Below are 20070 nucleotides of genomic sequence, written 5' to 3'. Positions count from 1 at the left end.
ACTTCGCTTCGATGGCTGGTGCGACACCGAGGTGCCAGACTCCTGCACGAGATTGGGGAACGTGCGTCAGTCCCATAAGGACTGCCCGTCACTATAAGTGGGACAGCGCCCAGATTTTAGCGCCTCGCTCAGGGCATGCTGTGGTTCAATGTAGCGAGGGTCGGGATCGTCGAACGGGATCGAGTCATGGAAGACTGGCTGACCAGCGAAATCGATGACGACGAGTTCCAGCCACCCCGGATGGACCGTCGCGCCTGCGGACCATCCGCCGCGCCCGGCGATCGCCAGCGGCACAGTGGGGCGCCCGCGTGCCGAGGCGTCGGATGCGCCCAACTCCTCCAGCATGCCCATCGCCACCAGTTGCTGGGTCATGCGGGTCATCGATGCGGTGTTCATCCGCAGCATGGATGCCAGATGCACGCGAGGGGTAGGCCCCGCGATGCGCAACTGGAGGATGATCCGCTTCTGGACTTCGGTGAGGATGATCTCGGGACGATGGGGTGCTGGCATGCGCTGCCCCATATAATTGCGTCATGTCAAAAAAATGAAGACACGGTGCCTTGTCGGGCGGTCCTCATCTGTCGGCGTGAAGATTGGGCATGCCGTCGGCAACCTTGGGAAACGGTCGTCTGGGCCAGGACCGGGCGACAACATCTCGTCCATCAACTGCTTGCGACCTTGAGAGCGTCTATGACGGCGCGCAGGCCCGCCGAAATATACCGGCGCGTCGGATAATAGAGGTAGAGCCAGTCTTCGGGCACGATCCAGTCGGTCAGGCAGGACACGAGACGTCCGCTCTCGACATAGGGCCGCGCCCGGTCCTCCCAGACATAGGCCAATGCGACGCCGGCAAGTGCGGTTTCTATCATCAGCTCTTGGTCGTGCAGCGCGACCGGCCCCTTGACCTCGACGTCGATTTCCTCGCCGTTGCGCCCAAATGACCATGGATAGCCGACCCCGCTGGGATACATGTTGCGAATGCAGACGTGGTCGGAGAGGTCTGCAGGGGTGGTGGGCATCGAACGCCGCTCGAAATAGCCCGGCGACCCGACCACCGCGAATTTCAGGCGCGGTTTGATCCTTACCGCCGTCATCCCGTCGCGCAGACTCTCGCCCAAACGGATGCCCGCATCGAACCCTTCCTCGACGATATCGACGAGCCGGTCGGTCGCGACGATCTCTAGCTCGAGGTTGGGATTGGCGGCGACAAGCGGTCCGATCATCGGTCCCAGCACGAAAGGTGCGATCGAATTGGGCGCGTTGATCCGGACCTTGCCGAAAGGCGTGTCACGGAACTGGTTCAGCGCGTCCAATGCCGAACCGATGTCACCGAACGCAGGCGACAACTGCGACAGGAGCATGGCTCCCGCATCGGTCAGTGACACGCTGCGCGTGGTCCGGTTCAGCAGCCGGATGCCGACCCGCGCCTCAAGGTTCGAAACCGCATGGCTGATTGCCGAGGCGGTGACCCCACGTTCCTCGCTTGCCCGCCGGAAGCTGCGATGGCGCGCAACCGCGTCGAATGCGGCAAGTTCTGACAGGTCCGTGGTGCGCATTACTGATTCTCACTCAGCACTGATCGGAAAACTCATCGGCTAATCGGCTGAATGAAACCAGCGCAAATTGCTCCTGTCAGCCGGACACCGGCAAGCAGGAGCAAGACGATGACCCTCACGATTGCACAGGCAGAAGCGATGATTGCCGCCGGCGCCGCCCGCGCAGACGATCTCGATATCGCCGCCAATATCGCGGTGCTCGACGCTGCGGCCCACCTCAAGGCTTTCGCCCGGATGGACGGCGCGGTGCTCGGTTCGATCGACGTCTCGATCGGCAAGGCGCGCACCTCGGCGCTGTTCCAGATCAGCAGCGAAGCGGTGTGGGACTACTGCAAGCCGGGCGCCCCGGCGCACAATCTCGAAGCCAGCAATGGCGGCCTGATGCCCTTTCCCGGAGGCCTGCCGATCATCGCCGCCGACGGCACCGTAATCGGCGCGGTCGGCGTGTCGGGCGGTGCCCCCTCCCAGGATCTCGAAATAGCCGAAGCCGCGGTCGCCGCGCTCATCGGCTGAATTCTCGAACCCGCGACCAACCCCTCGAAGCACTGAAAGGACCGTATCATGACCAAGACCATCCTCATCACCGGCGCCGGCTCGGGCTTTGCCGAGGCCGCCGCCATCGGCATGGCACAGGCCGGCCACACCATCATCGCCACCGCGCAGATCAGCCCGCAGGTCGCGGCGCTGCGCGAGAAGGTCGCCAGGCTGGGCCTCGACAATCTGCGCGTCGAGAAGCTCGACCTCACCGATCCTTACGACATGGCCTTCATCGAGACCTTCGACATCGACGTGCTGTGGAACAACGCCGGTTACGGCGAGAGCGGCCCGGTCAGCGAGATCCCGATGGACCTCGTTCGCAAGAACTACGAGATCAACGTGTTCAAGCCGCTCGAACTGACCCAGGCTTTCATCAGGAAGTGGGTCGCGCAGGGCAGGAAGGCCAAGATCGTGTTCACCTCGTCGATGGGCGGGCTGTTCACCCCGGCCGGCTGGGGCACCTATGTCTCGACCAAGCACGCGCTGGAATCGATCTCCGAAGCCATCGCCCAAGAAGTCGCGCCGTTCGGCATCAAGGTCCAGACGATCAATCCGCGCGCCTATTACACCGGCTACAACGAGACGATGGCAGACACGGCGTTCCGCTGGCTCGATGCGGAAAGGAACTTCACCGATCCCGTCGAACTGCGCGCCACCTTCGACGCGCTGCTCGCCTCGCCCATGGGCCACATGGACGCACAGGAGATGATCGACCGCATGATCGCGATCGTCCCCGCCGACACCGGGAAGGTCCGCAACGTCAGCCCCAAGGCGGTCGAGGACATGCTGAAGGAAGCGCAGGCCGCCGCCTGGGACGCCGAGATCTGAACATCCACTGGAGCGGCGGTTCTTCCACCGCCGCTCCGACCATCTTCGGACGAACAATTGCGACCGGCAACACCCGCGTCTGGAGCATTTCGTCACCTGCACCGGTCAGTGCTGAATTTCACTCAGCACTGACCGGAACATTCACCGAATTATCGCGCCAATCGCCGGAGAGTATCCCGGTTTCAGCCGAAACCGACTTCCGGCTCCGGCGCCTGAACACCCACGAAAGGAGACATCTCATGAAGACATGGTTCATCACCGGTGCGTCGCGCGGCTTCGGCGCCCTCGTCACCGAACGCGCACTCGCGCAGGGCGACGCCGTAGTCGCCACCGCGCGCAACCCGAGGCAGATCGTCGAGCGCTTCGGCGACCAGGCCAACCTGCTGGCCCTCGCCCTCGACGTGACCGACGAGGCTCAGGCCGTCGCTGCGGCGGAGGCAGCCATCGCCCGGTTCGGCAGCATCGACGTGCTGCTCAACAATGCCGGCTTCGGCCTGATGGGAGCAGTCGAGGAAGCCAGCGCGGCGGAAGTCGAGGCGGTCTATCGCACCAACGTGTTCGGATTGCTCAACGTCACCCGCGCCGTGCTGCCGCACATGCGCGCCGCCGGTTCGGGCCGCATCCTCAACATCTCGTCGATCGGCGGCTACCGCGGCGCAGCGGGCTTCGGGGTCTATTCGTCGACCAAGTTCGCGGTCGAAGGCCTGTCCGAAGCGCTCCACGCCGAACTGGAGCCGCTCGGCATCCACGTGACGGTCGTCGAGCCCGGCTATTTCCGCACCGATTTCCTCGATGCGACCTCGCTGAGCGTCAGCCCGACGATCATCGAGGACTATGCCGGGACTGCAGGACGCGTCCGCAATGTCGCGACCGGGCTCAACCACAGCCAGCCGGGCGACCCCTCGCGACTGGCGCGGGTGCTGATCGAGTTCGCCGATGCGACCAATCCGCCGGTGCGCCTGCCGCTGGGCAGCGACACGGTGGCGGCGATTGAAGCGAAGCATGTCTCGGACGCCGTGATCCTCAGCGACTGGCGGCAGGTCTCGGTTTCCACCGACTTCCCGCCTGACGATCGGAGTTAACGGGCGCTCACGAACGGCGTCCGGAGCGCGGGGTAGTGAGCGAGGCGAGAGTCACGAAAGCCAGGGCGCCGGCGATTACGCTCACCGGCATCTGGTCCGCTATGCTCTGGACGACGGCAAAAGCTCCGAATGCGAGGAGGAGCAGTATGGCCCACTGGGCGCGGCTCGGCTGCCCCTCCTTGCGCGGGCGATGATCCTGACGTGCGATCCGGGCGACCAGATCTGCGTGGGCGCGGGTGTACCCTGCCAGCAGGAAATCGCGCAGGACACGTTCGCTCGGTGCTGCGTCCTGCCGCAGCACCACGGCGAGCCGCCGGAGAGCCTCCAGCTTCGGGTCCGCGAGTTCGTTAACCGGTTCGCCGCCGAAGTGACGACCGATCCATGCGCGGAAACCCTTCTGCCCCGGAACGGAAGACAGCGGATCGTTGCGGGACAGGAACACCACGGAGCGCTCGAGAGGGCTCAGGGCGAGCGTGCTTGCGGGCAGGAATGCTTCTAGACCGGCATGGTACATGGCAATATCCTCGAAAGCTTGAGGCATGCAGGGGTGGCATCTGCCGCCCTGTGCCCGGTTTTCAGAAGTGGCAAGCGCCCCCTTGGCCATCCATCGGCCTGCTGAAGCGGCGTTGCTGACCACGACTGTATAGGTCCGTTCGTGCTCCGCGATTATCCGCTCCATAGGCACTTCATTGATGCGCAAAGAGAGGCAATCGGCGGTGGGAAGCTCAGTCGATGACGGAGTAGAGGCTGTCGATCCGCCCGTCCCGGAGATTGGCCAGATGGCAGCCGGATGCGACATAAGTGCCCGGATGATACGCCTGCCAGCGCAGCATGTAGAGGCCGCTATGGCCGATCACCGGACCGACCGGCCGACAGGGCGCGGTGCCGATCGCCATGCGGAAACGCTCTGCGGCTCTCAGTACCGCCTCCCGCCCGGCGGAGGCTCCATGCTCTTCGTAGATCACCGGCATCTTGTGCCAGATCGCTTTCAGCATTCCCGTGGGATCGCCGAGGCAGAAGATCGACAGGAGGTTGGCGTGGAGCACCTGATCCGGCGACGCTGTCCAGGGATGCGCATTCAAGCCAGGATTGTGCGCGGCATGAGCTGCCATAGTGCAGGCTTCAGACATCGCGAGATGCGCGTCTATCGATCTCATCGAACTGGCAATAGAATCCATATCGATCTCCATCAGGTTCTGCCTGCAAGATCGTGATGGGATTGCCGTTATTCACTCTATACGAAAGGTCATCTTGCAGTGCCGATGGGATGGCTGCACCGTCAGGCAGTGGATACGGCAGGTTTCATGCCGCATGGAAGGTGCTTGGAGCCGATCATGCGGCTGAACCTATGGTGGGTTTGACCAAGTCCCACTCGTTGCCGACGGCAGAGGGCGATGACTGCTTCTGCGGCATCGGGATCAAGCAATCAGCGAAGCCTGACCCATGTTTATGCCATGTTGGCGGCCCTTGGATGTGGGCGTGAGCCAAGCGCTCAGCGGGAGGGTGCCGATCATGGACGATAGGACGAGAAGCCCGGCAGGGTTCTGGATCGTCCACGCCGACATTTCAGGTAATGCGATCAGCGGCAGATGCGGACCTTGCGGTGGTGACGCCATTCCGTCCAGCAACGGCGATGATTGCCGCGATACCGGCGGTCGCTCCAATGCCTCGGCCGTTCGTAGCGACGATGGTCCCGGTAGTGCCGATCGTAGTGTCGCTGCTCGTAGCGATATCGATCGCCACGCGGATGGGCTTCCGCGGTGACCGCCATGCCAAGGCTGCTGGCCGCCATTGCAAGTGCAAGAGATAGTTTGAGAATTTTCATCGAGACCTCCGGGGTTGGAAGCCATGGAAACCCCTTGCCGGATGAATTGCCGATGTACGTCGCGCCAAACGGCATCGGTCGTGCGACAGGCCATGGCCGTCGGTCGGTGTGCTGCGCGGCAAGTGGCCTAAAGCTGCCTGCCCACCGCCGCACTGGTCTCATAATCATTCGGCCTCGGGCGAACTCCCGGCCTCTCGCGCGTTACATCAATGACATAGCGAGAGGAGAGACAGATGACCGCGACTACCGAGAGTGCCCGGATGCACGATGATCTGAAGAACATCGGGTTGCGTGCGCAGGCCACCGCTGCGGGGCTGGTGCAGCTCTGCAAGGAGTTGAACGCCGTCGGTGTCCTCGATCAGGCGGCTGTGGACCGCGTGAAACATGCGATCGCGGATGAGATCGCACTGACGGCGCCGCGCCCGATCCCGCGAGCCAGTTTCCGCCGCGAGGTTTGCGAGCGACTGGACGCACTGTTCGCAGGCGATGAAAAGGTCGGATCTGCCGAGCGGCTGTCATTCGCGTCCAAGCAGTAAGACTGGGGCGAAGAATCGGGCCATCGTCAACATGTAACGTGTGAAGCGCAGGCTTCGGATGCGACCCGAAGGGCCACGCCCCTGTACCAACTGGCCCGGACTTCGCACGAGCGCCGGGCCTTCTCGATCTCAGCGCGTGAATGCCCAGACGCCGAGGCCGATGGCTACCCAGAGGACGGCGTCGAGGCCCACGATCCACAACAGGCTGTGGCAGTCCTGTTCCCGGGAATCCCGGCGATAGAATTGGATCTTGCTGGCTTCGATCTTACTGGCGGGGGGCACATTGCGCTCCTCACGTTGCGACCCGGCAATGGTGACATCGAAAGTGCAAATGCCGATGCCCAGAAAGGTTCACAGGCTGAATATCGCACCCGTTCCGGCTGTATTGTCCGGAAGTCGAGGCCCTGTGCCATGTTCGTGATGCTCGCTGTGCCGCCGTGAATTGTCGTTTGGGATGCAGGTATGATAGCGATATCATCCTGAGCGGCATTCCGCGCCTTGAGTTCGGGGTGCCGCAGCAGGCGAAACGAAAGAGACAAGCAATGAACGGGTTGGGCAGGATGATGCTGGGTATGGCGGCGGCGCTGTGGGTGATGCCCGGTGCGTCGTTCGGGGCGGATGCGGATATCCCGCATATCGTCGAGAATCATGGCCGCCACGCGCTTGTGGTCGATGGCGCGCCGTTCCTGATACTGGGCGCTCAGGTCAACAATTCAAGCGCATGGCCCGCCGCTCTGCCGCGCGTGTGGCCGGCCATGGAAGCGCTAGGCGTCAATACCGTGGAGATTCCGGTCGGCTGGGAGCAGATCGAGCCGGAGGAAGGCCGCTTCGACTTCACGATCGTGGACACGCTGCTGGAACAGGCCCGCGCCCGGAACCTCAGGCTCGTCCTGCTGTGGTTCGCGACGTGGAAGAACACCAATCCGCAATATGCGCCGCGCTGGGTGAAGCTCGACAACCGCCGCTTCCCGCGCATGGTGCGGCCTGACGGAACGCTCCACTACGCGCTGTCGCCCTTCGGGGCCGAGACGCTGAAGGCCGACAGCAAGGCCTTCGCGGCCCTGATGCGCCACTTGCGCGAGGTCGACCCGCAGAACACGGTCATCATGATGCAGGTGCAGAACGAAGCGGGCTCCTACGGTCTGGCGCGGGATCATTCGCGCGCTGCCGAGGCGGCCTTCGCTGCGCCCGTGCCCGAGGCCCTGCGGCGGCGCATGAACAAGCCCGCGGGCAACTGGGCGACCCTGTTCGGTCGGGATGCCGATCTCTATTTCCACGCCTGGCACGTCGCCCGCTACATCGATGCGGTGGCGGCGGCAGGCAAGGCGCAGAAGGCACTGCCGATGTACGCCAATGCGGCGCTGCCCGGCGATCCGTTCACCTGGCAGGACGCGAAGAGCTATGCCAGCGGCGGCCCGGCCAATACCGTGATCGACGTCTACAAGGCTGCCGCGCCGCACCTCGACCTCGTCGCGCCGGACATCTACAATCCGGCGCACAAGGCCTACACCGGCTTCCTCGCCGCCTACGACCGCCCGGACAACGCGCTCTTCGTGCCCGAAACCGGGCACGCACGGGAATACGCCCGCTTCTTCTTCGAGGCGGTGGGTCGCGGCGCCATCGGCTGGGCTCCTTTCGGCGTCGACTACACGCGCTATCTGCCGGTCTTCCCGGCCACTCCGAAGCTGGAGGGGCAGCCCATCGTCCCCTTCGCCGCCAACAATGCCCTGTTCCGCCCGATCGGGCGACTTTGGGCCAAGCTGGCCCTGGGGGGACAGACATGGGGCGCGGCGGAACCGGAAGATCCGGCCGAAGGGCATCGCCGCGTGCTCCGGCTGGGCCGCCACACGGCCACCGTCAGCTTCGGCAGCAGCGACTTCGGCGACGGCGCGCCGAAGGGCAATGCCTACCCCAGCGGCGGTGTGGCCATCGCCCGCCTCGCGCCCGACGAATATCTCGTGACCGGCTATTTCGCGCGGGTGGAATTCGGGCTTGCCGATGCGGGCGCGGCCAACCTCATCCTCGACCGGGTGGAGGAAGGCACTTACGACGCGCAGGGCAACTGGCAATTCGCGCGCGTGTGGAACGGCGATCAGGTGGACTGGGGGCTCAACTTCACGGGCGCACCGCAGATGCTGCGGGTCAAGCTGGCGACATATCCCACGAAGCAGGAATGACTGGCCCGTCACCTCGTCCAACCTGCAACCGGCACCGGCGGCTGATGCGGGCAACGAAGGTCCGGCGCACGACTTGTGCCTTGCATGCCCTGGCAAAAAATTGTTCGCTTCCTCGTCGTCATCGCCCTGATCGCGGTCGCGCTCCTGTTCGGCAGGGCGTGGCTGGGCGACCATCCCGAGTACGATCCACGCGCGCCGCTCACCATCGATCAGCCCGACACCTGGGTGACTGCCCGCAAGTTCGCTGCTTTGCGCGATGACCGCGATGTCTGCCGTGCCTTTCTGCGCCGTAGCGGCATTACAGTCACCGCTCTGCCCCCTCTAGGTGCCGTTCAGTGCCGTCGTGACGACCGCAAGATTCTTGCTGCGCCGGCCCGTTTCGATATCGCGCTGAGACCCGCCGGAGCACAGGGAACCTGCGCTATCGACGCCGGTCTCGCCCGCTGGCTTCACCGGGATGTGCAGCCTGCGGCAGAAGCGATGTTCGGGCAGCGGGTCGTGCGCCTCGAACATCTGGGGACCGCCAATTGCCGCAGGATCGGCGGTGGAGACACCGGGAACTGGAGCGAACATGCCACCGGCAACGCCATCGACATCGCCGCCTTCGTCCTGGCCAACGGTCGTCGCATAAGCGTTTCGGGGGATTGGAAAAAACCGCCTTCCGCGCCTGAGGCCATGTTCCTTCACGCGGCCCGCGACAGCGCCTGTGACAGCTTTTCCACGGTGCTTTCGCCTGACTACAATTCCGCCCACTCGGACCATCTGCATCTCGACCAGGCCCGCCGATCGGCAGGTTGGAGCGCATGCCGCTAGGCTCGCGTCGTTTTCTGGAAGCGGGGCTGCACTCTGTCAGTCATTCAGAGATGAGCACGCAAACCCGCGCCGTAACATTGGTTCTGCCCGTCCGGCTTGGGCACGCGCTCAACGGCGCAATCCAGCGGAAAGTGCAATCTTAACCAATCTCGCATATGTGATCGACACGATATGCTGCCGTCCATCGATCTCGCCACTCTACGCCTGTGCAGCGTGCTTGCGTCCGCGACGTTCGTCGTCATTTTCCTGACGCTCTGGCGCGGGCGGAAAGATCAGTTCCACAACGTCCATTGGGCGGCGAGCCTGCTGCTTTATTGCGTTGCGCTGGCCGGGCTTGAATGGATCAACCGGCCCGACGATGTGCTCGTCCGGTCCTTGCTGGTCGCGGTGCTTACGGCGTCGAATATTCCCCTGAGCACGGGCGTGCGGCTTTTTGCCGGGCGCCCGCTCTGGCGCTGGTGGATGGCGGTGCCTCCCGCAGTGACGCTGATCGGGTTCCTGCTGCCTCACATGGCGGCCATGGTCGGGATCGCCATGCCGCAGGGAAGCGAACAGTCGCTCGCCGCAGTGGGCCTTGCGCTGGGCATGGGTGTTTTCGGCGCTGACATCATCCGGGAAGCTGGCAGGGCCGTCCCTGACGGATATGGCGGACGCATCGCCGGAATCGCACTGTTGGCCTACATCCCTTGCTATATCATCGCGATCGTCGGCGAGATCCTGCACTTTGCGACGCCCAGCACTTTGGCCGTGATTGCCCTCCTTTCCGACCAGTTGTTGTTGATGCTGCTCAACGTCGGCCTGCTGGCGATGCCTGCGGAGGCAGCCCTTGTGGCGATGCGGGAAAGCAGTTGGCGCGACGCATTGACCGGCGTCTACAATCGCGCGTGGCTGGCGGGCGCACACGATGAGTATCTGAAGCCGGGCACCTGGTTGGCGCACATCGACATCGACCATTTCAAATCGATCAATGACCGTTTTGGCCACGCAGCAGGCGACGCCACGCTCGCGATGCTCGCCGATGCCCTGATCGTTGCGACGCAGGACAGCGAACTCGATTGTGCAGGGCAGGTGGTTCGCATGGGCGGGGATGAGTTCCTGATCATCATGCCGAACGCTTCGTCGCACGCCGCCCAGAGGCTGGTGCAGACCGTCAGGACCAGGATCGGCGACCTCGGGCCGTTCAACTGGACCGTGAGCATAGGGCTTACCGAAGTCGAGGCGAGTGACCAGACGCTGGCCAGCGCGGTCGAGCGCGCGGACCAGCAACTCTACGCCGCTAAACTCGCAGGGCGCGACCGGGTCGCAGCCTAGAATTCCCCCGTTCAACGGTCCTTTTTCGGCGATCCATTGCCGACATCGTTGCGCGGTTTCCCCTTGGTCGTGCGCTGGGCACTGGCCTTGGCGGCGGCAAGGACCGGGCCACAGGCCGCTGCCTTGGCATCACCCGGGTCCACGAAGGCCAGTAGCCCGGCAGCCGGCGTTGCAAGCACCGCAAGCCCAAGTCCCGCCCCGGCGCGGCCGACCAGTTGCGGCGTGATGACGTCGAGCCTGGGTTCGGCGAAATGACCGACCAGTCCGACCGGCGACTGGCCGGAGAAAAGGCTGATCTTCTTGCCATCGGCGCGGAACGCCAAGTCCACCGCCTCGGTCCCGAAACTGAAGCCTCCGCGTCCGGTGACGACGTTCTTGCTGGTGTCGATCAGGATCGGGTCGGCTGTCGCGGTTCCTCCCCGGACCGTAAACGCCAGCAGGCCGCAATTGATCTCGATCGGCTTCTTCAACTTGCCCTGAAACATCTTGGATACGAAAGTGCCGAGGTCGAGCTCGGCCAGCTGGGCGTTTTGCGTCCACAAGGTTCCCTGCGGCATGACGAAGGCGATCCGGCCGGACGACGTTGCGAGTGAATCATGGATCGTATCGCCTCTGCCTTCGAGCTCGATACGTCCGCGGATCGTGCCGGTGGTGCCCGAGCCTGCCACGCCATAGCCGGCGAGCAGACGCCCCATCGGCGTGGATGCAAGGCGGATGTCGTAGCGTATCGCCGAGGGGCGTTGGCGCGTGTCGAAGATCATGTCCGAGACCACGTCTCCCCGCGCCATCGAGAATGTCAGCGGCGAGAGCGCCAGCCGCCCCTTGTCCAGCGACAGCTTGAGCGCGATGTTTGAGACCGGCACGTTCTTCGAGCGCACAATCGCGATCTTCCAGTCCAGTCCGGCGTCGAAGCGCTGCATCATTTCTACCGGTAGCGCAGCATCGGGAAGAATGCGCCGTGGTCCTGCTCCGGTCGCCGCAGCGGCGGCGACAGCACCCTTGGATGCGACGACATCCGGGTTATAGCCGATGAACGGCGCTGCATCGATGATGTCGAGGCGACGGGTCGCTAGTGTGGCGTCGAGCCGCAGCCGCTCTTCATTGGTCACCGTGAAGCTGCCCGACAGGTCGGACTGACCAAACGTGCCGGTCATTCCGGTGAACCGGTAAGTCTGCGCGTCCTTCACGAGCCTGGCCTTCAGCGCGTAGCGGCGCGTCTGCGGGATGGCGACGTCGATCACCGCGAGCAGGTCCGACAGGTCGCGCCCCTGCGCGGCGACGTTCAGGGGAACGCCCTCGAACTCGGTGAGAGCAGGCAGGGTGCCCGATACGTCGATCACGCTGTTCGCGGCCCAGGCCCGTGCTTGCAGCCGGTTCTCCGCGCCGGAAATGCTTGCATCGGGAGAGAGGAGACGGGCTGAAAGGCGGAACGGGGTGGTACGGAAGGTTCCGTCGCCGCTTACGCCGACCGCCTTGCCGATACGGGTATCGGTCGCGGCGATCGGATCGATGGTGAGGTTTGCCCGGAGCGGCATCTGCGGATCGATGTAGTGGATCTGCGTGCCGACAATGTCGGCCCTGTCGATGCGCGGCATCTCGAAAGGCTTGCCTTCGCCGCTCTTGGCAAAGGTCCAGGTGTTGCGCTTGTGAGCAGTGTCCCATTCGAGATTGGCGACACCGTGGTTCAGTTCGAGAGAATAGAGATGCCGCCGCCCGAACAGCAGCGAAAGCGGTGCGATCCTCGCCTCGATGCGCCGCGCGGCGAAAAGGGTGCGCCCCCTGGCCCAGTCCGGGTTGGACACGGACAACTGTTCGGCGAGAAACTTCATGCGCAGCGGGGCGAAATAGAGCTGGAAATCGCCGCCGACCTTGACCTCCCGATCGCTCAGTGAACTGGCGAGGCTTTCGAAAGGGTGCTTGAGGAAACGTCCCTTGGTTATGAACAGCACCAACCAGACGGCGAATATCGTGCCAAGCACGATCAGCAGAACATTGCGCACGATACGCCAGAACCGCGGGTTTGCGGATGGCCTTGGCTCAGGCGGCTCCGATGCGACTGGCATTTTCATAAAGCCCACATCGCTTGAGTACCGGTTTTGGTTTCAGGCGAGGTACGCGCTAGATTGCGGCAGGAGCTGATCGACGAAGCCTTAGCCGTGCAATTGCGCGGCGCGGTCTAGTGAGTGAGTTCGCATCGCTGATCGAAAACGGTGAGCGCACCTGATCCTGTCGAGCCCCATGCAATGGCAGCGGAGCGCTGCTCCTTCGTCAGATCGTCCCTGCCGCCGCCTCAGTCCTGACGGGTTCCCCTCAAGCCGCGGTCATAGGCCTCAAGCCAGGGATCGACGTTGCTCCTGTCCGCCCATCGATCCCACTGTGTGGCCAGCCGTCGCACTTGGGCTGCTCGGAGGCCAGATCGCGCGTTTCGCCGGGGTCACGGGCAAGCTCGCACAACTGGTGATGCGGCCTTGTGCCGATCGGGTTGCCGTAGAAAGTTTCCGGGTCCCTGCTGCGCCGCATGACGACGATGTCGCCCTGCTCGGCTTCGGCGCCTGCGTCAGCGACTTGCGCGGCGACGACGGAGGGATGGCAAAGCGCTAGCAAGGGCAACGTCGCCAGAGACGCATTCAGAAAGGCCAGCTTTGACGACAATGGTGAACTCGGCCCGATACCCCCTGGGTGTTCCGACATGCGTGCGGCAGCGACCGCACGAGTGGGGTGGGCGCTAACTCAACTATAATGATAGATCAGAAAAGGTGTGGTTGCGTCCGGCGCGTTGCCGGGCATACCGATCGCGGCTAGGCTGGCTGCCGAACAGGAGAGCGGGTGACGAGTTTGCGCAATGAAAGCGGGGCAGCGGATACCGGGGTTTCGGTTTCCGCCGGAATGGTCTGGATACCGGGCGGCGCTTTTTCCATGGGTTCGGAGAATTTCTACCCCGAAGAAGCACCAGTGCGCCGTGTATCGGTGAATGGGTTCTGGATCGACGCCCTGCCGGTCACCAACCGACAGTTCGCCGAATTCGTGGCGGCTACCGGCCATCGCACCGTTGCCGAGATCGCGCCCGATCCTGTCCAGTATCCCGGCCTGGCGCCGGAAATGGTACAGGCCGGTTCGCTGGTCTTCCACAAGACTGCGGTTCCCGTGGACACCGGAAACCCCGCGAACTGGTGGCGGTTCGACTTTGGTGCGGATTGGCGTCATCCGCTGGGACCGGACAGCGATCTCGACAGTCTAGGGCTTTGGGACCACCCGGTGGTCCAGGTCGCGTATGCCGATGCCGAAGCCTATGCCCGGTGGGCGGAAAAGGATCTGCCGACCGAGGCTGAGTTCGAGTTTGCCGCGCGCGGGGGCCTTGACGGCGCCGATTACGCATGGGGCGACGAGCTTGCGCCGGCGGGCGCAATGCTGGCGAACTACTGGCAGGGCCTGTTCCCTTTCGCCAATCAACTGCTGGACGGTTGGGAGCGCACATCCCCGGCAGGAACCTATCCCGCCAACGGCTACGGCCTGTTCGACATGATAGGCAATACCTGGGAATGGACGCGCGACTGGTGGAGCGACCGGCCGGATACCGGGAAGAAGAAGTCCGGAGGCTCCTGCTGCACGATCAGCAACCCGCGCGGCGCAAGGCTCAAGGACAGCTTCGATCCGTCGCAGCCGGGCGTCCGGATCGGTCGCAAGGTGTTGAAGGGCGGGTCGCACTTGTGCGCAGCAAACTACTGCCAGCGGTATCGCCCTGCGGCACGCCATCCCGAGATGGTCGATACGTCGACTTCGCATATCGGGTTCCGCTGCGTGCGGAGATGATTGCCGCATTATCGACCGGGACGTGGCCATAGCTCGATCCCGGTCGCGCAGCCGACGGCCTTTTACCGGCCCGGGACGACCTGCATGTCGTAGACCACCACCTTCTGCCACAGATGCTCGCACTGCTTGACGAAGGCCTGATGGATGGGGTGATCCTGGTAGGCCTTCTGGTCGGCGGCATTGTCGAAATACATCAGTTCCGACACGTCGTAGCTTGCGTCGACGACGGAGCGCTCCTCGGTGGGGGCAGGCACGCCGATCTGCAGGTCGCGGATGACCGGGATGGCGCGCAATGTGCGCAGCCCTGCGATGAGTTGGTTGCGATCGGCCTGCTCTCCGGGGCGTTTCAGCCAGAAGAAGACGTGATGCACCAGCGATGGCGTGCTGGCCGGGGTTGCCGCCCTAGCGGAGGAAAGGGCCATGCTTGCGCTTCCGAGTGCGATCATAGCCGCCATTTCCCTTCTGCTTGTTTCCATTGCGTCGTCTCCTTGTCGGTGAGTATCGAATGTGGCTCGTGTCAGGAGCCGGGGGCAGGCGCGATGGACTCGCGTGCCACGATGGCATGCTCGAAGATCTCGTCCCGAACGGCGCCGGGCGTGGTTTCCAGAGATGCGATCAGGCACTGGGCGGCACGAAAGGCCATGTCCTCCACGGGTTGTCGAACCACGGTCAGCGGCGGCCAGATGCGCGAGGCGAGGATCGTGTCGTCGAAGCCCGTCACCGTCAGATCCCGGGGCAGCCTGAGACCCATATGGCTGGCCTGCGCGATCACGCCCGCCGCCAGATCGTCGCTGCTACAGATGATCGCTGTCGGGCGATCGTCGCGGGAGAGCAATGTTCTGGCAGCGGCTACGCCGGAGGCATAGTCGAACTCGCCATGCTGCACGATCAGGCTGTCGTCCTCGCGCAGTTCCGTGTCGCGCATGGCAGCGTGGAAGCCGTCCAGCCTGGCGGCCACCACGCTGTAATGGTCCGGCCCGGCGACATAGGCGATGCGGTGGTGGCCTTCGGCGATGACCTGCTTAGTGATGGCCATCATGGCTGCCTGGTTGTCGATCCGCACCGTCGTGACGCCCGGCATCGCCGTGCCGGTGGCGATCGCGGCGAGGGGAACGCCCAGCGTGGACAATATCTCCGATCCGGCAAGCTGCTCGGCAAAGGGCGGGATGAGCAGTAGCGCGTCCGCCCCGCTGCGCACCAGATCCTGCGCCATGCGTTCCGCTTCCTCCCGGGTCACGCCATCGCCGTCACGCAGGATCAGTTGCAGACCGTGGGCGTTGGTGGCGCGGAGCGCGCCGACCAGCACGGCATCGAGGAACGGCGTGCGCCGGTTGCTGTAGAGCAGACCCACCGTAGTCGCCCGTGCCTTGGCGAGCCGCCGCGCCGCGAGGTTGGGCATGTAGCCCAACTCGGCGATCGCCGCCCTGACGGTTGCAACCGTGGCCGCGCTGGCCCCGCCGGCACCGTTTATGACGTTGGACACCGTCATGGCGGAAACACCGGCTTTCTGCGCGACGGCCCGGATCGTTACGCCATTCTCTCTTCGTTTCGCCATCAGTTCCCTCCCCATTCCCTGATAGCGTGTTTGCGGCGGCCTTGCAGAGATCGAAACGGCTGCGGCAGGGTCAGACCCTGCCGGCCTTCATCTCCTTGACGGCGCGATCGACCGCCCGTGCAGTAAGCGCCATGAAGGTCAGTGACGGATTGACGCAGGAAATCGACGCCATCTGCGATCCGTCGGTGACGAACAGGTTCGTCGCGTCATGGGCCTGGCTCCACTTGTTCAGCACCGAGGCGCGCGGATCGGCGCCCATGCGGGCGCCGCCCATCTCGTGGATGGCGTCGCCCGGCACATGTTCCTTCACCGAACTCTCGACATTGGTGAGTCCGGCGGCGCGCAGCATCTTCTCGCCCTGTTCGCGCGCGTCGGCCATCATGCGCATCTCGTTGTCGCGGAAGGTCACGTTGAACTGCATCAACGGCATTCCGAACCTGTCGCGTTTGTCAGGGCTCAGCGCGACATGGTTGTCCTCATAGGGCAGGCATTCGCCGAAGGCACCCATGCCGAACTTCCATCCACCGTACCGGCGCATTCCGTGCTTCATCGATGCACCGAAGCCGACCGGCTTCGACGGCTCGCGATAGGCGCCGCCCTGATAGCCGTAACCGCGGCTGAAGCCGACATCCTCGCCGTCGCCGTTGTTGCGGAAGCGCGGGACATAGATGCCGCCCGGCCGCCGCCCGTATTCGATGAACTCCTCCATGCCGGGGATGTCGCCTTTGACGCTGACGCGGAAGATATGGTCCATGACGTAGCGGCCCAGCGTGCCACTGCTGTCGAAATGGCTCCTGTCGCTGCCCTCGGTGCGCGAGTTCATCAGGATCTGCGTCGATGCGAGCGTTGAGGCGCACAAGAACACCAGCCTGGCACTGATGGTCTCGGCCTGGCCGGTCCCGGTGTCGACCAGGCGCACGCCGGTCACGCGCTTCGTCGCCGGATCGTAATCGAGATTGGTGACAACCGCATTGGAACGCAGCGTCAGCCGTCCGGTCGCGCGCGCGGCGGGGAGCGTGACGGCCTGCGTCGAGAAATAGGCGCCGAACGAGCAGCCGTTGCTGCACTGGTTGCGCAGCTGACATTTGGTGCGGTTCTGCTCGGGCTTGTCCTCGGTCATGTTGGACAGGCGGGCGTTGATGAGCTTGCGGCCCGGAAACTGCGATTCTAGGCGCTGTTTCATCCATTTCTCCGCGACGTTCATCGGCATCGGCGGCTGGAACTCACTGTCCGGCAGATAAGGCAGCTTCTCGCGCGATCCCGATACGCCGATGTATTTCTCGACATAGCTGTACCATGGCGCAAGGTCTTCGTAGCGGATCGGCCAGTCGCCGCCGATCCCTTCGCGCTTGTTCGCTTCGAAGTCGGCAGGGCTCCAGCGGAAGCTCCAGCGGCCCCAGATCAGCGACTTGCCGCCGACAGCGGCGGGGCGGATCCAGTAGAACTTGCTGCCCGCGGCATAGTCGTAGGGGTTCAGACGGTCGTTGTTATAGAAGGCCTGATTGCTGGGCGCGACATAGCCGTGCTGCGCGATGAAGTAGTCGCTCTGCTTCAGCAGGTCGGGCATGGTGTTGCGGGCAGGCACTTCGTAGGCGGGCTTACCGTCATAGGTGTAATCTTCGCCATGCTCGACCATGTGCCCACGGTCGAGCATCAGCACGCGAAGCCCTTTTTCCGTCAGTTCCTTGGCAGCCCAGCCGCCGCTGATACCCGAACCGATGACGATCGCATCGAACCTGTCCGTCGAAGCCATGGTGATCCTCTCTTGAAGCTTTTTATATCTGGGGCCGAGTGAAGGGTCAGAAGCGCAGGGCGCGCAGGGTCTCGAAGCTCTTGGTGATGTCGGGAATATAGGGGGCGGGGGCCTCGTCATTCTCGACGTAGAAATGCTGCGCGTCGGCGATGGCATTGAGCTTGAAGATGCCCGCGAAGTCGATCGTGCCGCTGCCGACCGATGTCATGCTGCGATCCGGGCGCATGTCCTTGACGTGATAGGAATAGATGCGCCCCGGAAGGCTGCGGATCAGCGCCTTGGGATCCTGCCCGGCGTGGATGGCCCAGTAGAGGTCGAGTTCGATCTTCACCAGTTCGGGATCGCAGGCCTTCACCAGCCGGTCGAACAGGCTGACGCCCTCGGGCCTGACGGTGAATTCGAAGTCGTGATTGTGATAGGCGAAGCCGAGGCCTGCCGCCTTGAGTTGCTTGCCGAAGCGGTTGATGTTGACCAGCGCGGCGTCCCATGCCTGCGCATTGCGATGCTTGTCGACCATGTAGGGCAGGACGACGGTCGTTGCGCCCAGCGTCTTCGCCATCGCCACGCAGGCGTCGAACTTGTCGAGCAGCGCGTCGTACCCGATGTGCAGCGACGGGCATTTGAGGCCCAGCCGGTCCATGGTGCTGCGCAGCAGGCGATGGTCCATCGTGTCATAGCCGCCACCGCCGAATTCGACTTCGCGGTAGCCGACCTTGGCGACCTTCTCCAGCGTGGCGACGGGATCGGCGGCGAACAGTTCGCGCACGGTGTAGAGTTGCAGACCGATGCTGGAAATTCTACCGGCCCTTGCGGCATGGGCCCCGAACGGGACCGCGGCGAGCGCGGCCATGCCGCCCGCGCCCAGCATCATTGTGCGACGGTTGACGATCATGATGAGTAGACCTTGTTGACCTGGGAATAGGGGAAGGCGCCGTTGTATTCACCCGGCACGGGCAGGTATTCGCGTTCCTGCGTGATCCCGATCTCGGACGTGTAATAGCCGACGATCACCATCTGCCGGAACGCCTCGAAGAACTCCTCGCCGCCCGGAATCTCGTCGTTCATCGCCAGGGTGAGCAGGGCATCGTGCTGTTCGGGCGAGGCTTTCACCCCCGGAACCTTGTAGTCCTGCCAGCAGCGCGCATCGATCTGAGCGAGGCCCGACAGGATCGGCTCGCGATCTTCGGCGAAGGACCAGTCGGCCAGCAGCTTTTCGATATAGGCGGGAACGCCCGCCTCGATCGCGCCGGGGGTGTCGGTCGTCGGCAGGATCCGTTCGGACAATGCCGTCATCAGCGCCCGCTGGTCGGGCGTGAACAGTTGCAGCCGGGGAGCGCCTTGATCGATCACCGCGCCGGGGGGAATGACACCGGCCGCGCGTGCCAGCGGTGCGAACAGCGCGGTCCCGAACATGGCGACCATGCCGCCCAATGCTTGTCTGCGATCCATTATTGCGCTGCTCCCTTCAAGTCCTGTGCGATGGCCTCTTCCGGCAGCGGGCGGACCCAGATGTTGCGAAACGACACCGGGCTGTCGTGATCCTGCAACTGGATCGGCGCCTTGTCGGCATGGGCCTGATACTGGGCGATCTTGCGCCAGGCCGTGGTCCCCAGCATCGCCTGATGGTTCTGCACCAGAACGCCGTTGAGCAGCGCGGTGACATAGGCGGGCCGCACCAGCTTGCCGTCGGCGGCAAAACGCGGCCGCTCGAAGATGATGTCGTAGCTCTGCCATTCGCCCGGCGGGCGCGATGGGTTCACCAGCGGCGGCTTCCACGCATAGACCGAGCCGACCGTGCCGTCGGCGTAAGTGGGATTGCGATAGCCGTCGAGGATCTGCACCTCGTAGCGCTGCATGAACCAGATGCCGCTGTTGCCGCGATCCTGAGAGCTTTTGGTCGGCGGATTGGGCGACCGGAATTCCAGATGCAACTGCACGTCGCCGAATTCCTGCTTCGAGATCAGGTTGTTCTCGCCGCCGCTCGACGCGCGCGAGGGGACGGTCATCACGCCCTTGCCCAGCGTCCACGGACCGCGCTCGCCATGCCAGGCGTCCATCGATTTCCCGTCGAACAGGACGATGGCGTCCGACGGCGCTCCACCCGGCGTCGCGGCAGGCGAGACGACCGCGGGTGCGGGGCGATCGGGATCATGGACGTGCCACTTGCCGCCCGGCAGGATCGGCGTGTCTCGGAACCCCAGCTTGCCGTCCACCGGCCCCTGCGATTGCGCCGGTGCGCCGATAAGGATGGCGCCGGCCATCGCGATGCGAACTGCTTTCATCCTTC

The 20070-nt window shown here is 64.0% G+C and carries 21 protein-coding genes; 8 read left to right on the top strand and 13 right to left on the bottom strand.

Annotation, left to right across the window (positions count from 1 at the left end; translation table 11 throughout):
* Positions 1-66 precede the first annotated feature (66 nt).
* Complete coding sequence (locus LO787_RS20245) at positions 67-510, bottom strand: MarR family transcriptional regulator (RefSeq protein ID WP_232492784.1); 444 nt, start codon at positions 508-510, stop codon at positions 67-69.
* A 152-nt stretch (positions 511-662) separates the two neighbouring features.
* Positions 663-1556: a LysR family transcriptional regulator gene (locus LO787_RS20240; RefSeq protein ID WP_232492783.1), complete on the bottom strand. Its 894-nt coding sequence runs from the start codon at positions 1554-1556 to the stop codon at positions 663-665.
* 108 nt (positions 1557-1664) lie between these two features.
* Here LO787_RS20240 and LO787_RS20235 point away from each other — a divergent pair, with 108 nt between their 5' ends.
* The 3 genes from LO787_RS20235 (at position 1665) to LO787_RS20225 (ending at position 4003) form a co-directional block, all read left to right on the top strand.
* Positions 1665-2069 carry a GlcG/HbpS family heme-binding protein gene (locus tag LO787_RS20235; protein ID WP_232492782.1) on the top strand — a complete coding sequence of 135 codons (405 nt, stop codon included), beginning with the start codon at positions 1665-1667 and terminating at the stop codon, positions 2067-2069.
* A gap of 48 nt (positions 2070-2117) precedes the next feature.
* A complete protein-coding gene (locus tag LO787_RS20230) occupies positions 2118-2921 on the top strand; it encodes an SDR family oxidoreductase (protein WP_232492781.1) in 804 nt (267 codons plus the stop codon).
* 239 nt (positions 2922-3160) lie between these two features.
* Positions 3161-4003: an SDR family NAD(P)-dependent oxidoreductase gene (locus tag LO787_RS20225; protein ID WP_232492780.1), complete on the top strand. Its 843-nt coding sequence runs from the start codon at positions 3161-3163 to the stop codon at positions 4001-4003.
* 7 nt (positions 4004-4010) lie between these two features.
* Here LO787_RS20225 and LO787_RS20220 read toward each other — a convergent pair whose 3' ends face one another.
* The 3 genes from LO787_RS20220 to LO787_RS20210 all read right to left on the bottom strand — a co-directional run bounded on the left by LO787_RS20220 (position 4011) and on the right by LO787_RS20210 (position 5828).
* Complete coding sequence (locus LO787_RS20220; protein ID WP_232492779.1) at positions 4011-4517, bottom strand: hypothetical protein; 507 nt, start codon at positions 4515-4517, stop codon at positions 4011-4013.
* Between the two features lie 211 nt (positions 4518-4728).
* Complete coding sequence (locus LO787_RS20215) at positions 4729-5085, bottom strand: hypothetical protein (protein ID WP_232492778.1); 357 nt, start codon at positions 5083-5085, stop codon at positions 4729-4731.
* 497 nt (positions 5086-5582) lie between these two features.
* Complete coding sequence (locus tag LO787_RS20210) at positions 5583-5828, bottom strand: hypothetical protein (protein WP_232492777.1); 246 nt, start codon at positions 5826-5828, stop codon at positions 5583-5585.
* 233 nt (positions 5829-6061) lie between these two features.
* Here LO787_RS20210 and LO787_RS20205 point away from each other — a divergent pair, with 233 nt between their 5' ends.
* Positions 6062-6364 carry a hypothetical protein gene (locus LO787_RS20205; protein WP_232492776.1) on the top strand — a complete coding sequence of 101 codons (303 nt, stop codon included), beginning with the start codon at positions 6062-6064 and terminating at the stop codon, positions 6362-6364.
* Between the two features lie 129 nt (positions 6365-6493).
* Here the strand turns inward: LO787_RS20205 and LO787_RS20200 are convergent, their stop codons facing one another.
* Complete coding sequence (locus LO787_RS20200; RefSeq protein WP_232492775.1) at positions 6494-6646, bottom strand: hypothetical protein; 153 nt, start codon at positions 6644-6646, stop codon at positions 6494-6496.
* Positions 6647-6906: 260 nt separating this feature from the next.
* Here LO787_RS20200 and LO787_RS20195 point away from each other — a divergent pair, with 260 nt between their 5' ends.
* The 3 genes from LO787_RS20195 to LO787_RS20185 all read left to right on the top strand — a co-directional run bounded on the left by LO787_RS20195 (position 6907) and on the right by LO787_RS20185 (position 10665).
* Complete coding sequence (locus tag LO787_RS20195) at positions 6907-8541, top strand: DUF5597 domain-containing protein (protein ID WP_232492774.1); 1635 nt, start codon at positions 6907-6909, stop codon at positions 8539-8541.
* A gap of 84 nt (positions 8542-8625) precedes the next feature.
* The gene (locus LO787_RS20190) at positions 8626-9354 is read left to right on the top strand and encodes an extensin-like domain-containing protein (RefSeq protein WP_232492773.1); all 729 of its coding nucleotides are present in this window, start codon (positions 8626-8628) and stop codon (positions 9352-9354) included.
* Positions 9355-9525: 171 nt separating this feature from the next.
* Positions 9526-10665: a GGDEF domain-containing protein gene (locus LO787_RS20185; protein WP_232492772.1), complete on the top strand. Its 1140-nt coding sequence runs from the start codon at positions 9526-9528 to the stop codon at positions 10663-10665.
* A gap of 11 nt (positions 10666-10676) precedes the next feature.
* On the opposite strand, the gene LO787_RS20180 is transcribed toward LO787_RS20185, so the two are convergent.
* The gene (locus LO787_RS20180; protein WP_232492771.1) at positions 10677-12734 is read right to left on the bottom strand and encodes an AsmA family protein; all 2058 of its coding nucleotides are present in this window, start codon (positions 12732-12734) and stop codon (positions 10677-10679) included.
* Between the two features lie 817 nt (positions 12735-13551).
* Between LO787_RS20180 and LO787_RS20175 the strand changes: the two genes are divergently transcribed.
* On the top strand, positions 13552-14475 hold the full coding sequence (locus LO787_RS20175) for a formylglycine-generating enzyme family protein (protein WP_232496380.1): 924 nt from the start codon (positions 13552-13554) through the stop codon (positions 14473-14475).
* A 62-nt stretch (positions 14476-14537) separates the two neighbouring features.
* Here LO787_RS20175 and LO787_RS20170 read toward each other — a convergent pair whose 3' ends face one another.
* The 6 genes from LO787_RS20170 to LO787_RS20145 all read right to left on the bottom strand — a co-directional run bounded on the left by LO787_RS20170 (position 14538) and on the right by LO787_RS20145 (position 20065).
* Positions 14538-14897, bottom strand: a complete 360-nt coding sequence (locus tag LO787_RS20170) for a Dabb family protein (protein ID WP_232492770.1) — start codon at positions 14895-14897, stop codon at positions 14538-14540.
* 95 nt (positions 14898-14992) lie between these two features.
* On the bottom strand, positions 14993-16030 hold the full coding sequence (locus tag LO787_RS20165) for a LacI family DNA-binding transcriptional regulator (protein ID WP_232492769.1): 1038 nt from the start codon (positions 16028-16030) through the stop codon (positions 14993-14995).
* Between the two features lie 70 nt (positions 16031-16100).
* The gene (locus LO787_RS20160) at positions 16101-17783 is read right to left on the bottom strand and encodes a GMC family oxidoreductase (RefSeq protein WP_232492768.1); all 1683 of its coding nucleotides are present in this window, start codon (positions 17781-17783) and stop codon (positions 16101-16103) included.
* Positions 17784-17829: 46 nt separating this feature from the next.
* Positions 17830-18675 carry a sugar phosphate isomerase/epimerase family protein gene (locus tag LO787_RS20155; RefSeq protein ID WP_232492767.1) on the bottom strand — a complete coding sequence of 282 codons (846 nt, stop codon included), beginning with the start codon at positions 18673-18675 and terminating at the stop codon, positions 17830-17832.
* A complete protein-coding gene (locus LO787_RS20150) occupies positions 18672-19235 on the bottom strand; it encodes a gluconate 2-dehydrogenase subunit 3 family protein (protein WP_232496379.1) in 564 nt (187 codons plus the stop codon). The genes LO787_RS20155 and LO787_RS20150 overlap by 4 nt, the downstream gene beginning before the upstream one ends.
* Positions 19232-20065 carry a 3-keto-disaccharide hydrolase gene (locus LO787_RS20145; protein WP_232492766.1) on the bottom strand — a complete coding sequence of 278 codons (834 nt, stop codon included), beginning with the start codon at positions 20063-20065 and terminating at the stop codon, positions 19232-19234. Before LO787_RS20145 ends, LO787_RS20150 begins: the two co-directional genes overlap by 4 nt.
* Positions 20066-20070 lie beyond the last annotated feature (5 nt).

The sequence above is a fragment of the Novosphingobium kaempferiae genome, assembly GCF_021227995.1.
In the GTDB taxonomy this organism is placed as follows: domain Bacteria; phylum Pseudomonadota; class Alphaproteobacteria; order Sphingomonadales; family Sphingomonadaceae; genus Novosphingobium; species Novosphingobium kaempferiae.
This window is presented reverse-complemented; position numbering and strand designations above follow the sequence as displayed.

Coding starts and splice junctions, on each gene's coding strand:
- LO787_RS20220 (WP_232492779.1), bottom strand. CDS start 4,517: ATGTACCATGCCGGTCTAGAAGCATTCCTGCCCGCAAGCACGCTCGCC.
- LO787_RS20210 (WP_232492777.1), bottom strand. CDS start 5,828: ATGAAAATTCTCAAACTATCTCTTGCACTTGCAATGGCGGCCAGCAGC.
- LO787_RS20155 (WP_232492767.1), bottom strand. CDS start 18,675: ATGATCGTCAACCGTCGCACAATGATGCTGGGCGCGGGCGGCATGGCC.
- LO787_RS20245 (WP_232492784.1), bottom strand. CDS start 510: ATGCCAGCACCCCATCGTCCCGAGATCATCCTCACCGAAGTCCAGAAG.
- LO787_RS20230 (WP_232492781.1), top strand. CDS start 2,118: ATGACCAAGACCATCCTCATCACCGGCGCCGGCTCGGGCTTTGCCGAG.
- LO787_RS20190 (WP_232492773.1), top strand. CDS start 8,626: ATGCCCTGGCAAAAAATTGTTCGCTTCCTCGTCGTCATCGCCCTGATC.
- LO787_RS20225 (WP_232492780.1), top strand. CDS start 3,161: ATGAAGACATGGTTCATCACCGGTGCGTCGCGCGGCTTCGGCGCCCTC.
- LO787_RS20240 (WP_232492783.1), bottom strand. CDS start 1,556: ATGCGCACCACGGACCTGTCAGAACTTGCCGCATTCGACGCGGTTGCG.
- LO787_RS20165 (WP_232492769.1), bottom strand. CDS start 16,030: ATGGCGAAACGAAGAGAGAATGGCGTAACGATCCGGGCCGTCGCGCAG.
- LO787_RS20160 (WP_232492768.1), bottom strand. CDS start 17,783: ATGGCTTCGACGGACAGGTTCGATGCGATCGTCATCGGTTCGGGTATC.
- LO787_RS20170 (WP_232492770.1), bottom strand. CDS start 14,897: ATGGCCCTTTCCTCCGCTAGGGCGGCAACCCCGGCCAGCACGCCATCG.
- LO787_RS20175 (WP_232496380.1), top strand. CDS start 13,552: ATGGTCTGGATACCGGGCGGCGCTTTTTCCATGGGTTCGGAGAATTTC.
- LO787_RS20180 (WP_232492771.1), bottom strand. CDS start 12,734: ATGAAAATGCCAGTCGCATCGGAGCCGCCTGAGCCAAGGCCATCCGCA.
- LO787_RS20235 (WP_232492782.1), top strand. CDS start 1,665: ATGACCCTCACGATTGCACAGGCAGAAGCGATGATTGCCGCCGGCGCC.
- LO787_RS20195 (WP_232492774.1), top strand. CDS start 6,907: ATGAACGGGTTGGGCAGGATGATGCTGGGTATGGCGGCGGCGCTGTGG.
- LO787_RS20185 (WP_232492772.1), top strand. CDS start 9,526: ATGCTGCCGTCCATCGATCTCGCCACTCTACGCCTGTGCAGCGTGCTT.
- LO787_RS20205 (WP_232492776.1), top strand. CDS start 6,062: ATGACCGCGACTACCGAGAGTGCCCGGATGCACGATGATCTGAAGAAC.
- LO787_RS20145 (WP_232492766.1), bottom strand. CDS start 20,065: ATGAAAGCAGTTCGCATCGCGATGGCCGGCGCCATCCTTATCGGCGCA.